We start from the raw sequence: 13,155 nt of genomic DNA, 5'->3' as shown, positions 1-13,155 counted from the left end.
AACTTTTTGACAAGCTTCTTGCGCTGCAATCCCGCGTCAGCAAAGCGTCAGCTTTCTGTCAGGCCGGTTCGGCGTGTTCCACCATCAATTGCACCGTGGTGCGGCCGTTGTACTCGTTGGCGTCGAGCCGGAAGGCGACCTTGGCGAGCTCGGGCAGGGAGTCGGTGTGGCCGAACCAGATGGCGTCGTAGCGGCGGCCATCCTTTTCCAGCTGCAGCTTGAGGTGCTTTTCCTTGAGGATGCGCTGGTTGAGCACGCGGAAGTGATCGCAGAAGACTGGCGGCGCGAAGCCCTGGCCCCAGACTTGCTGGTCCATCAGGGTGATGAACTCCACCGAATAATAGGCGTCCTCCAGCACGCCATCGGTCTCGATGACACGCTCCAGCTGGTTCTGCGTGAGCCAGTCGCGACCCACCGCCTCGAAGGCTTGGGAGAAGGCGTCGAAGGCCTCGGCATGGATGGTCAGGCCGGCCGCCATGGCGTGGCCGCCGAACTTGGTCATCACCGAGGGGGCGTGCTTTGAGACCAGGTCGAGCGCATCGCGCAGGTGGAAGCCCGGGATCGATCGCCCCGAGCCCTTGATGAAACCCTCGTCGCCGGGCGCGAAGGTGATGGTGGGGCGGTAGAACTTGTCCTTCAGGCGCGAGGCCACGATGCCGATCACGCCCTGGTGCCAGGACGGATCGAAGACGGCAATGGTGCGGCGGTCAGCCGGGTTGTAGTCGTCCAGTAGCAGCAGGGCGGTGTCCTGCATGCCGGCTTCGATGTCGCGCCGTTCGCGGTTGATGGCGTCGAGCTGCTGGGCGATGGCCCAGGCGCGGCCCTCGTCATCGGTGGTCAGGCATTCGATGCCCAGGGACATGTCGGCCAGGCGACCGGCAGCGTTCAGGCGCGGGCCGACCGCAAAGCCGAGGTCGAACGGGGTAGCGCGGCGCGCTTCCCGGCCAGCGGCGCGAAAGAGCGCGGCAATGCCGGCATGCATCTTGCCGCTGCGCATGCGCTTCAAGCCTTGCGCCACCAGGATGCGGTTGTTGGCGTCCAGCTTGACCACGTCGGCCACGGTGCCCAGCGCCACCAGGTCCAGCAGGCTGTCCAGCCGGGGCTGGGTCTGGGCGTCGAACAGGCCGCGCTTGCGCATCTCGGCGCGCAGCGCCAGCAGCACATAGAACATCACCCCCACACCGGCCAGGTTCTTGCTGGGAAAGCCGCACTGCGGCTGGTTGGGATTGACGATCACGCGCGCTTCCGGCAGGGCGTCGCCGGGCAGGTGGTGGTCCGTCACGACCACGTCGATGCCGCGCCGCTTGGCCTCGGCCACGCCGTCGATGCTGGCGATGCCATTGTCGACGGTGACGATGATGTCGGGATTCTTTTCGCGCACGGTCAGTTCGACGATCTCGGGCGTCAAGCCATAGCCGTATTCGAAGCGGTTCGGCACGATGTAATCGACCTGTGCGCCCAGCAGGCGCAGGCCGCGCAGGCCGACCGCGCAGGCGGTGGCGCCGTCGCAGTCGTAGTCGGCCACGATCACCAGCTTCTTGCGCGCCGCAATGGCGTCAGCCAGGTAGCTGGCGGCGGCATCGATATGCAGCAGGCCGGACGGGGCGATCAGGGCGTTGAGTTCGCTGGCCAGCTCGCGTGCGGTGGACAGGCCGCGGGCGGCATACACCCGCGCCAGCACCGGGTGGACGCCTTCGTTGATCAGTTGCTCGGCCTGGACGATGTCATAGGGGCGGGTGGTGACGCGGATCATGCCGACAACCTCGCCAGCGAGGGCTTGTGCCAGAAGCGCCGCAGCGAGCCGCGCGTGACGTTGACCTCGATGCTGCGGTCGGCGCCGGTCAGCACCAGTTGCAGCGCCTCCAGTGCGCCAGTGCGCAAGGACAGCAGCAGCGGCGCCAGCCAGTCGCGGTCCAGGTGCTCCAGGTGCTGCAGCCACAGGCCCCATTCCTCGGCCAGGGCGGCTTCGGCCAAGGCGTCCAGCACCAGCAGCCGGTGGCCGCTGGATTGGCCGAGCTGGGTGGCATCGCTGGCCGGGTGTTCATCACCGAAGGCGCGCATCCAGCCGCGCAGGCCAAAGCTGGCGGCGTAGCGCTCCTGGGCCAGCACGCCGGCATCGGCGCCGCCCCAGATCCAGATCGAGTTGATGGCCTTCTGGCCGCGCATTTCGCGCTGCTCGTTGAGCGCTTCGGCGAACCATTGCATCTGCACTTCGTTCTGCAGCTTGCGCCAGGCCAGTTCGCCCGGGCCTTCCGGCATCCAGATATCGACATTGCGACCGCTGGCCGCCGATGGCGTGGACGTGCGCAGGCCGGCCCAGGCGTCGGCGCGGATGAACCAGGTGCGGGCGTCGCCATAGACCAGCGCGTGGCCGATCTCGGTAAACAGGGGCAGGGCGGCGTCGAACAGGCGGCGCGACTCTTCCTCTTCCAGCTGCAGCTGGCCGATATCGGTCAGCACCAGGTGGTCCCGGGCCACATGGATGTGGGCCGGGTGCAGCACGAACCAGTGACCGCCATCGGGCGCATGGCCCAGGCGCTGCATCAGGGCAGTCGCCGCGGCCGGGCTGCAATCCTGGGCGGGGGCGGGCAGGCCGAAGCGCTGCGCCAGCCAGTGCTCATGCGGCAGGGCGCGGGAAAACGGATCGTGCGACTGGCGCGGCGCGGCGCGGCCACGGCCCAGCAGCATGGCCAGGGCCGGGGCCTGGCATTGGCGCAGCAGGTCGCGCGCCAGCTCGGCCGGCGGCAGGGCGAAGGGAATGAGGAGATCGAGTTGATTCATGGGGCGCTATTTTAGCGGCTGCCGGGCCGCTTGGCCTTGATGGCCTGCGCAAGTGTTCACTTCAGCATCGGGTCAGGACTTGTTCCAGCTCTGGCGGGCGCGCTGCCGCACCAGCATGCGCACGCTCTCCGGCATGGGCGTGCGGGCGCCGTTGGTCTCGGCGGAGAACCACAGGCTGTCCTCGAAATGCGGCAGCATGCGCGGGGTGATGAAGCGGCTGCGGATGCCGTTGACGTAGCGGTCGCCCTGGGGTGTCTGCTGGGTGATGTAGAAGCGCTGCGGCACCACCAGGTGCAGGTATTGCCGGGCGCGAGTCATGGCCACATAGAGCAGGCGGCGTCTTCAGCGATCTCGGCCTCGCTGCCCGTGGCCAGGTCCGAGGGGATGCAGCCATCGACGACGTTGAGGATATGTACCGAGCGCCATTCCTGGCCCTTGGCCGAATGGATGGTGGACAGGGTCAGGTAGTCTTCGTCGCGCAAAGGCGGGCCGGAAAAGTCGCTGCTGGCCTCGGGCGGGTCCAGGGTCAGTTCGGTCAGGAATTTCTCGCGCGAGGCATAGCCATTGGCCAGCACCGCCAGTTGCTCGATGTCGGCGGCGCGGGCCTGGGCGTCGTCGTAGCGCTCCTGCAGCTGGGGCAGGTACCAGTCGCGCGCGGCCAGGATGTCCGTGGGCCAGCTGGCGCTGGCGCGGCGCATGAGCGCGTAGGTATCGGCGAAGGCTTGCCATTGCAGGGCGATATTGGCGGGCGCGCCGAAGTTGAGCAGGGCGTCGGCGGGATCGGCGGCAGTGGCCATCAGGTCCAGCACCTTGCGCGCCGTGGCCGGGCCGACCCCGGGGATGAGCTGCAGCGCGCGCAGGCCGGCCATGCGGCCGCTGGGATTGTGGGCCAGCCGCAGCAGGGCCAGCAGGTCCTTGATGTGGCCGCTTTCCAGGAACTTGAGACCGCCGAATTTCACGAAGGGGATATTGCGGCGCGCCAGTTCCAGTTCCAGCGCGGCGCTGTGGGTGGCGGTGCGGAACAGGACGGCCTGGGATTTGAGCGTGAGGCCTTCTTCCCGGTGCGCCAGAATGCGGTTGGCGACCCAGCGCGCCTGTTCGGCTTCATCCGGGATCACCACCAGCTGCGGCTTTTGCGACGAGGGCTTGTCGCTCCAGAGGTGTTTGACGTGGCGCTCCGGCGCATCGGCGATCACCGCATTGGAAGCGTGCAGGATAGGCTGGGTGGAGCGGTAGTTCTGTTCCAGCGTCAGCAGGCGCACCGGTTGGGTGAACAGCCCGGGAAAGTCGAGGATGTTGCGCACCGTCGCGCCCCGGAACGAATAGATCGCCTGGGCGTCATCGCCCACGGCGGTCACGCCGGCGCCGTCGGGCTTCATCCGCTGCAGGATCTCGGCCTGCAGGCGGTTGGTGTCCTGGTATTCATCGACCAGCACATGGTCGAAGCGCTGTCCCACCGATTGCGCAATCTGCGCATCACCGAGCATGTCGGCCCAGAACAGCAGCAGGTCGTCGTAGTCCAGCACATGCTGTTCTTCCTTGGCGTCTACATAGCGGCCAAAGAGTTCGCCCAGCGGCCTTTCCCACTCGCAGCACCAGGGAAAGTGCTGTTGCAGCACCTCGCCCAGGTCTTGCCGGGTGTTGACCGCGCGGGAATAGATGGCCAGGCAGGTGGCCTTGAGCGGAAAGCGCTTCTCGGTGGCCGACAAGCCCATTTCATGACGCAGCAGGCCCATGAGGTCTTCCGAATCGCCCCGGTCCTGGATGGTGAAGTCTTCTTCCAGCCCGATCACCTTGGCGTATTCGCGCAGCAGGCGCGCGCCGATGGCGTGGAAGGTCCCGGACCAGTGCAGTTGCGGCGGCGTGTCGCTGGCCGCCAGCCCCAGCACCTGGGCGATCACCTGGCCGACGCGCCGGCCCATGTCGGCGGCGGCGCGGCGCGAAAAGCTCAGCAGCAGGATGCGCTGGGGATCGGCGCCCTCCAGCACCAGCCGCGCCACCCGGTGCGCCAGGGTATTGGTCTTGCCCGAGCCGGCCCCGGCCACGATCAGCAAGGGTGGCTGCTGCGATGGCGGCAGCTTGCCGCCATGCTCGACGGCCTCGCGCTGCTGCGCGTTCAGGCGGGCGAAGGGATCGCTCTCCCGGTCAGGCAGGCTGGTGGTGTCGGGGGCGTCCTGGATGAGTTCGGGCGGCATGGGCGTGCAAGAGAATTCAGGTGAGCGGTGGGGCGGTAGAGCGGTACTGTATATATAACCAGTCCAGGGCGCAACATGCAGCGCGTTTTCTATATGAATCGCTGCAACGCGAACCTCTGCCGTGGAAGTGAATCTATAAGCTTCACCGCGGGCGACCGACGGGTCAGGTGCGAGCATGGGGCAGGTGGTCAGGGATGGGCCGTCGCTCCAAACTGTGGCAAACTTCGCGCTTCGTCTTCGCCCGTGTCAGCGCGTGGCCGGCCGGCTGTTCCCTATGCCTCTCCAGATAGGCAGCCACGTCCGCGCATTGTGCAGGCCCACACCCGGAGCAATTTTGAGTCTGATTAAAAACCTGCCGTTCGAATGGCTGGTCGGCATCCGCTACACGCGGGCCGGCAAGCGCAGCGGCCGCAACAGTTTCATTTCCTTCATTTCCCTCATTTCCATGGCCGGCATTGCGCTGGGCGTGGCTGCACTCATCGTGGTGCTGTCGGTGATGAACGGTTTCCAGAAAGAAGTGCGTGACCGCATGCTGTCGGTGCTGGCGCATATCGAGGTGTTCGACGCCTCCGGTTCCATGAAGGACTGGCAGGCCGTGGCCAAGCAGACCTTCCAGAATCCGGAAGTGCTGGGTGCGGCGCCCTATGTGGCCGCGCAGGCCATGATGACGCGTGACGACAGCGTGCGCGGCGTGCTGGTGCGCGGCGTGCTGCCCCAGGAAGAGCCCAAGGTCTCGGACGTGGCCAAGCAGGTCAAGCAGGGCAGCTTCGATTCCTTGAAGCCGGGCGAATTCAACATCGTCATCGGCGGAGAACTGGCCCGTGGCCTGCGCGTGGGCCTGGGCGACAAGGTCACCCTGATCGCCCCGCAAGGCCAGGTCACGCCGGCCGGCGTGCTGCCGCGCCTGAAGCAGTTCACCGTCACCGGCATCTTCGAGGCTGGGCATTATGAATTCGATTCCTCGCTGGCCTTCATCGACCTGCAGGACGCCGAAACGCTCTTCCGCATGGACGCGCCCACTGGCGTGCGCCTGCGCATCCGTGACATGCTGCAGGCCCCGCAGGTGACCCAGGAACTGGCGCGTACACTCACCGGCGACCTCTACCTGCGCGACTGGTCGCAGCAGAACAGCAACTGGTTCGCCGCCGTCAAGACCGAAAAGCGCATGATGTTCATCATCCTCACGCTCATCATCGCCGTGGCCGCCTTCAACCTGGTCTCTACGCTGGTCATGACGGTCACCGACAAGCAGGCCGACATCGCCATCCTGCGCACGCTGGGGGCCTCGCCGGGCTCCATCATGAAGATCTTCGTGATCCAGGGCGCCCTGGTGGGCTTGATCGGCACTGGCATCGGCGTCGGCCTGGGCGTGCTGGTGGCCTTGAACATCGACGTGGTGGTGCCGGCCATCGAACGTCTGTTCCATGTGCAGTTCCTGCCCAAGAGCATCTATGTGATTTCCGAATTGCCTTCCGACCTGATCTGGTCGGACGTCTACACCATCGGCGGCGTGGCCGTGGTGCTGGCTTTCCTGGCTACCCTCTACCCGAGCTGGTCGGCAGCACGCGTCAAACCGGCGGAGGCCCTGCGTTATGAATGATCCCCTGAAAAACCGCCAGGCCGTGCTGGCCGCCCGTGGTCTGGGCAAGACCTTCACCCAGGGCAAGTACTCGGTGAAGGTGCTGGGTAATGTCGATATCGATGTCTATCATGGCGAGCAGGTGGCCATCGTCGGTGCTTCCGGCTCCGGCAAGTCCACGCTGCTGCATCTGCTGGGCGGGCTGGACACGCCCAGCAGCGGCACCGTCAGCCTGCTGGGCAAGGATTTCGCCAGCCTGGGCGAGAGCGAGCGCGGCGCGCTGCGCAACCAGTCGCTGGGCTTCGTCTACCAGTTCCACCATCTGCTGCCGGAATTCTCGGCGCTGGACAACGTGGCAATGCCGCTGATGATCCGCCGCGTCAAGCGCGCCGATGCCCAGGAGCAGGCCCGCGAGATGCTGGGCAAGGTCGGCCTGGCCCAGCGCGTGACCCACGTGCCGGGTGAGCTCTCCGGCGGCGAACGCCAGCGCGTGGCGCTGGCGCGCGCGCTGGTCACGCACCCGGCCTGCGTGCTGGCCGATGAGCCGACCGGCAACCTGGACCGCAGCACGGCCGATCGCACCTTCGAACTGATGATCGAACTCTCGCGCACCCTGGGCACGGCCTTTGTCATCGTCACCCACGACATTGAACTGGCCGGTCGTTGCGGGCGCGTCCTGCGGCTTTCCGAGCAGGGTTTGCAGGCGGCTGCGCAGCAGGCCTGACGTAATCCGGGTAAGCTTGCATCCTGATCTACCTGATCTACCTTTACACCGCCGTCTCCACGAGACGGCGGTGTGTTTTTGAACCATGGAGTCGCTGAACATGAACACCCGCCAATGGCTAGAAACCCTGGTCGCCTTTGATACCACCAGCCGCAATTCCAACCTGGAGCTGATCACCACCGTGCGTGACAGCCTGCAACAGCAGGGCGTCTCCTCCTGGTTGGCGCACAACAAGGACAAGACCAAGGCCAACCTGTTCGCCACGCTGCCGGCCACGGCCGGTCCCAATGCGGGCAGCACCGAAGGCGGCATCGTGCTCTCCGGCCATACCGACGTGGTGCCGGTGGACGGGCAGAAGTGGGATACCGATCCCTTCAAGCTGACCGAAAAGGACGGCGCACTCTATGCCCGTGGCAGCTGCGACATGAAGGGCTTCATCGCCACCGCCCTGGCCCTGGTGCCGGAATACCTGGCCATGCCGCGCGTGAAGCCCATCCACCTGGCTTTTTCCTTTGACGAAGAAATCGGCTGCATCGGTGCGCCGGTGATGCTGGAAGAAATCGTCAAGCGCGGCATCAAGGTCGATGGCTGCGTGGTGGGGGAGCCCACCAGCATGAACGTGGTGGTGGCGCACAAGGGCATCAACGTATTCGCCTGCAAGGTGCATGGCAAGTCGGCGCACTCTTCGCTGACCCCGCAGGGCTGCAACGCCATCGAGCACGCTGCCCGCCTGATCTGCGCCATCCGCGACTTCGCCGACGGCTACAAGGCCAATGGCCCTTATGACCAGTTCTTCGACGTGCCTTTCAGCACCATGACCACCAACCAGATCCGGGGCGGCATTGCGGTCAACACCATCCCAGAGCTGTGCGAATTCACCTATGAGTTCCGCAACCTGCCGGGCATGAGCGTGGACGATATCCAGGCCCAGATCGACAAGTACATTGCCGAGGTGCTGCTGCCCAAGATGCGCACCGAGTTCCCCGATGCCCGCGTGGAGATCGACAACTTCGCCGGCAGCCCGGCGCTGGAATCGGTGGAACAGGCCGCCATCACCGAACTGGTGCGCGCCCTGACCGGGGATCGCGAGACCCGCAAGGTGGCCTATGGCACCGAAGCCGGCCTGTTCCAGCAGATCGGCATTCCTACCATCGTCTGCGGTCCCGGCGACATCGGCAATGCCCACAAGCCCAATGAGTTCGTGACCCTGGCGCAGATGGAGCGTTGCGAACAGTTCCTGCGCAAGCTGGGCAAGTCGCTGCAGGCGGCCTGAACGGCGCGCACTGCTCGGCAGCAAGCGGAAAGGACGCGTGATCGCGTCCTTTTTGCTGGACTGCTGGGCTGCGGTCATTCTTGAATGCAATTCTTTACGTCTGTTAAGTGTTGCAAGGACCGGTTAAACGGTAAACTGCGCGCTTGAATGCCGGCCAGACCGGCTATGCTGTCAAAAAAATATGCGCTTCGGGGGATGCAGGCCAGGTCAGACCAGGACCACCCTCGGTGCGCGTGTCGTCATCCGGAACCAGCGTCGTCGCGCGCCGGTCTTCCGATTTTCGTCTGAGCAGCCAGCACATGTGGGTCGATACGCACTGTCATCTCGACGCCGGGGAATTCGGCGAGCGCTCCGCCATCCTCGCCGATGAGGCGGCCCAGGCGGGTGTGCGCGTGATCGTCATCCCGGCCATCGCCCGGGCTAACTTCGCACGGGTCGGCCAGCTGGCGCGCGAGGTCGGCAATGCCGTCTACGCGCTGGGCATCCATCCGCTCTACGTCCCGACCTCGCAGGAATCCGACCTGGCCTTGCTGCGCGAGGCCATTGCGGCGGCGCTCGATGATCCGCTCTTCGTAGGCATCGGCGAGATCGGCCTGGACTTCTTCGTGCCCGCGCTCAAGGAGCCGCCCTTGCGCGAGAAGCAGGAATTCTTCTTTGCCGAACAGCTCAAGCTGGCGCGCGACTTCGAGCTGCCGGTGCTGCTGCACGTGCGCCGCTCGCAAGACATCATCCTCAAGCACCTGCGCCGCATCCGCGTACCTGGCGGTATTGCCCACGCCTTCAATGGCAGCGACCAGCAGGCTCGCACCTTCGTGGAACTGGGCCTGCACCTGGGCTTTGGCGGCGCCATGACCTTCCCGCGCTCGCTGCAGATCAGGCGGCTGGCGGCAGCGTTGCCGCTGTCATCCATCGTGCTGGAAACCGATGCGCCCGACATTGCGCCGGCCTGGCGGCATCCGGAGATCAATACGCCCGACCAGATCCCCCGTATAGGCCAGGTGCTGGCCGAGTTGCGCGGCCTGCCGCAGCAGGAGGTGGCCGCCGCTACCACGGCCAACGCCCGCGCCGCGCTGCCGCGACTGGCCCGTTCCGGACTGAGCTTCTGATGCGGTCGCTGATCATCGGTTTTGCCATCGGCATTGGCTTGCTGCAGATGCAGGCGCAATTACCCGGACTGGAATGGTACGGGGTCGGCCTGGTGCTGGCGGCCTTGCTGGGCTTCACCGCCTGGAAATTCTGGCAACCCTTCCTGCGCGTGCCGCTGCTGCTGACCTGTGGCGCCTGGCTGGGCTTTTTGTGGGCTGCCGGTTTTGCCGCCTATTATCTGGACCAGGAGTTGCCGACGGCCTGGGAAGGGCGTGACATCACCGTCATCGGCACCGTGGCCGACCTGCCGGACCATAGCGCCCAGGGCTTGCGCTGGCGTTTCGACGTGGAGCAGGTGGTGCTGCAGGGTGGCGTGAAGCCGCCGGTGCCGCCGCGTCTGGCCTTGTCCTGGTATGGCAACCAGCGCTACCAGTCGCCCGCCGAGGATGGCGAACAGGCCGCCCCGGCGCGGCTGGCCTTGCCGGACATGCGTCCGGGCGAGCGCTGGCGGCTCAAGGTGAGGCTCAAGCGTCCGCATGGCAATGCCAATCCCGGGGGCTTCGACTATGAACTCTGGCTGTTGCAGGACGATGTACGCGCCACCGGCTACGTGGTCGGTGCGCCGGCCGCGCCAGGTGCGCCGGCCACGGCCATCAACCGGCGTCTGGAAGCCTTCGTCTGGACGCCTTCCCACGCCATCGACTATGCACGCGGCTGGCTGCGCGACGGCATCTACGCCGCGCTGCCGGGCGCGCCCTATGCCGGCGTCATCGCCGCCCTGGTCATCGGCGACCAGCGCGGCATCAGCCAGGCCGACTGGAGCATCTTCAACCGTACCGGCATCGGCCACCTCATGGCTATTTCCGGCCTGCACATCACCATGCTGGCGGCCTTGTTCGGCGGACTGGCGAGCTGGCTCTGGCGGCGCTCCTTCTTCACCGGCGCGCAACTGCCGCTGCGCCTGCCGGCCCAGAAGGTGGCGGTGCTGGCGGGCATGGCGGCGGCCTTGCTGTATGTGCTGCTGTCGGGCTTCGGCGTGCCGGCCCAGCGCACGCTGTACATGCTCATCGTGGTGGGCATCGCCTTCTGGCGCGGGCGTATCGTGCGCGTCTCGCTGGTGATGAGCCTGGCGCTGGGGCTGGTCTTGCTGCTGGACCCGTGGGCGCTGTTGTGGCCCGGCTTCTGGCTCTCCTTTGGTGCCGTCGGCCTGCTGCTGTATGGCTCGGTAGGGCGCATGCAGCCCCCGCGCGCGATGGCCGCGGCAGCCTCGCGCAAGCATTGGTGGCCGGCGCTGGTGCAGCGACTGAAGGAAGCCAGTCACGCCCAATACCTGGTGACGCTGGGCCTGGTGCCCTTGACCGTGCTGCTGTTCGGCCAGTACTCAATGATCGGTCCCATTGCCAATGCCGTGGCGATCCCGCTGGTGTCGCTGGTGATCACGCCGCTGGCGTTGCTGGGCAGCCTCTTGCCGACGGTGCTGGCGCAGTTCGTGTTGCAGCTTGCGCATGCGCTGCTGGCCTGGCTGGCCGGTTTCCTGCAAGGGCTCAGCGCCATGCCCTGGGCGGTCTGGCAGACGCCGGTGCCGAGCTGGTGGATGTTCGCCCTGGCCATGGGCGGCACCATGCTGCTGCTCGCCCCGCGCGGCTGGCCGGTGCGCTGGCTAGGCTGGTTCGGCTGGCTGCCGCTGCTGCTCAATGCGCCGGTGGCGCCAGCCGAGGGCAGCATGCGGGTGACCGCCTTCGACGTCGGGCAGGGCATGGCGGTGCTGGTGGAAACGCCCACCCACCGGCTCCTGTATGACACCGGGCCGTACTACACGCCGGAGTCGGATGGCGCCACGCGGGTGATCCTGCCTTACCTGCGCGCACGCGGCATCGATCACCTGGACCGCGTGGTCATTTCGCATAACGACAACGATCATTCGGGCGGCGCACTGTCGCTGTTCGGCAGCCTGCCGGTCGACAGCGTCTATTCTTCGCTGGCCGAGGACAGTCCTATCCTGCGCGCCGCGCCCCTGCACACGCGTTGCCAGGCTGGGCAGACCTGGAACTGGGACGGCATCGGCTTTTCCATGCTGCATCCCACGGCAGCCAGCTACGACAGCGACAAGTGGCGGCCCAATGCGCACAGTTGCGTGCTGAAGGTGCAGATCGGCCGCCAGTCCATTCTGCTGGCCGGGGATATCGAGGCGGTGCAGGAAGATGAACTGGTCAACGGGCCCATGGGCGAGCGCTTGCCCGCCACGGTCTTGCTGGCGCCCCATCATGGCAGCGCCACCTCGTCCACCGAGCCCTTCCTGCGGGCGGTGCGGCCGGAACTGGTGATCTTCCAGGTCGGCTACCGCAATCGCTTCCGCCATCCCCATCCGGACGTCGATGCGCGCTACCAGCGCCTGGGCATCCGTCGCCTGCGCACCGATGAAAGCGGCGCGGTGACCATGGTCCTGGGCGACCAGTTGCAGGTTGAGCAATATCGCCAGCAGCGCCGCCGCTACTGGCAGGGGCACTGAGGGAGCGGGGCAGGTCCGCATTTCGCGATGCGGGAAAATAGCACGCTCGCGGCGCTGGCCGTTTTGCTATGCTGCCGCCATTGTAATCCTGCTTCGCGGCCCGCTTTGTCATGTCTCTTCCCATTCTTCATTTCGCCCACGCCAATAGCTACCCGGCCGGCACCTATGGCATGTTCTTCGATCAATTGCGCGCTCATTACGATGTGTGCGCCTTGCCCATCCATGCCCACGATCCGCGCTTTCCGGTCGATGACGGCTGGCGCACCCTGGCGCGGGAACTGCGCGAAGAGCTGGAGCGCAGCTATCACGAGCCGGTCATCCTGGTCGGCCATTCCATGGGCGGCATCCTGTCCCTGATGGCGGCCCGCAAGCGTCCGGCGCTGGTGCGCTGCGTGGTGCTGCTGGATTCGCCCATCGTGGCCGGCTGGCGCGCCCATGTGCTGCGGTTGTCCAAGATGCTCCGGTATGACGGTCGTTATTCTCCGGCCAATGCCTCGGCGCGCCGGCGCGAGCACTGGCCCGACCTGGAGGCGGCCTACCAGCACTACGCCGCCAAGTCCGTGTTTGCCGCCTGGCCGCAGCAGGTGCTGCGCGACTACGTACAGCATGGACTGGCGCCGCAGCCCGGTGGCGGCGTGCGCCTGCGCTTTTCCCGCGAGACCGAGACCGCCGTCTACCGCACCATCCCGCATCACCTGGGCCGGCTGGTACGCCAGCCTTATCCCTTGCCCATCGGCTTTGTCGGCGGCATCGATTCGGTCGAGTGCCGGATGGCCGGGCTGGAGGCGACGCGGCGGCTGGTCGGCCGGCATTTCCGCCAGATCCCCGGCGGTCACCTGTTCCCCATGGAAGCGCCGGTGGCGGCTGCCGAAGCGACGCACGCCATGATAGGCGAGCTGTTGGGACGATAAAAAGCCAGCGCCAGGGCAGGGCGGCGCAGAACCAATCCCTTGATGGCGGGTCAAGTCCTTCAGCCCCTGCCTGCCTGTTTGCCTGCTGCAAGTTTCA

General features: G+C 66.3%; 8 protein-coding genes and 1 pseudogene. 6 read left to right on the top strand and 3 right to left on the bottom strand.

The window, feature by feature from the left end; genetic code table 11:
* Positions 1-58: 58 nt before the first annotated feature.
* The 3 genes and pseudogenes from recJ to BGK68_RS21525 form a co-directional block, all read right to left on the bottom strand.
* Positions 59-1,753 carry a single-stranded-DNA-specific exonuclease RecJ gene (gene recJ, locus BGK68_RS21535; RefSeq protein WP_075258753.1) on the bottom strand — a complete coding sequence of 565 codons (1,695 nt, stop codon included), beginning with the start codon at positions 1,751-1,753 and terminating at the stop codon, positions 59-61.
* Positions 1,750-2,781 (bottom strand): hypothetical protein, encoded by a 1,032-nt coding sequence (locus BGK68_RS21530; RefSeq protein ID WP_075258752.1) that lies wholly within the window; start codon positions 2,779-2,781, stop codon positions 1,750-1,752. Before BGK68_RS21530 ends, recJ begins: the two co-directional genes overlap by 4 nt.
* Positions 2,782-2,853: 72 nt before the next feature.
* Positions 2,854-4,976, bottom strand: a pseudogene (locus tag BGK68_RS21525) (ATP-dependent helicase).
* A 334-nt stretch (positions 4,977-5,310) separates the two neighbouring features.
* Between BGK68_RS21525 and BGK68_RS21520 the strand changes: the two are divergent.
* The 6 genes from BGK68_RS21520 (at position 5,311) to BGK68_RS21495 (ending at position 13,058) form a co-directional block, all read left to right on the top strand.
* Positions 5,311-6,576 (top strand): lipoprotein-releasing ABC transporter permease subunit, encoded by a 1,266-nt coding sequence (locus tag BGK68_RS21520; protein ID WP_013234751.1) that lies wholly within the window; start codon positions 5,311-5,313, stop codon positions 6,574-6,576.
* Positions 6,569-7,279 (top strand): lipoprotein-releasing ABC transporter ATP-binding protein LolD, encoded by a 711-nt coding sequence (gene lolD, locus BGK68_RS21515; RefSeq protein WP_013234750.1) that lies wholly within the window; start codon positions 6,569-6,571, stop codon positions 7,277-7,279. Before BGK68_RS21520 ends, lolD begins: the two co-directional genes overlap by 8 nt.
* A 100-nt stretch (positions 7,280-7,379) precedes the next feature.
* Positions 7,380-8,552 (top strand): acetylornithine deacetylase, encoded by a 1,173-nt coding sequence (argE, locus tag BGK68_RS21510; protein WP_075259944.1) that lies wholly within the window; start codon positions 7,380-7,382, stop codon positions 8,550-8,552.
* 299 nt (positions 8,553-8,851) lie between these two features.
* A complete protein-coding gene (locus tag BGK68_RS21505; RefSeq protein WP_075258751.1) occupies positions 8,852-9,658 on the top strand; it encodes a TatD family hydrolase in 807 nt (268 codons plus the stop codon).
* On the top strand, positions 9,658-12,147 hold the full coding sequence (locus tag BGK68_RS21500) for a DNA internalization-related competence protein ComEC/Rec2 (RefSeq protein WP_075258750.1): 2,490 nt from the start codon (positions 9,658-9,660) through the stop codon (positions 12,145-12,147). The genes BGK68_RS21505 and BGK68_RS21500 overlap by 1 nt, the downstream gene beginning before the upstream one ends.
* 110 nt (positions 12,148-12,257) lie before the next feature.
* Positions 12,258-13,058 (top strand): alpha/beta fold hydrolase, encoded by an 801-nt coding sequence (locus BGK68_RS21495; protein WP_075258749.1) that lies wholly within the window; start codon positions 12,258-12,260, stop codon positions 13,056-13,058.
* The last annotated feature ends 97 nt before the right edge of the window (positions 13,059-13,155 follow it).

The organism is Herbaspirillum camelliae (assembly GCF_001929405.1).
GTDB classification, from domain to species: domain Bacteria; phylum Pseudomonadota; class Gammaproteobacteria; order Burkholderiales; family Burkholderiaceae_D; genus Herbaspirillum; species Herbaspirillum seropedicae.
Note: the sequence above shows the minus strand (reverse complement) of the source record. Positions and strands in the feature narration are given on the sequence as shown.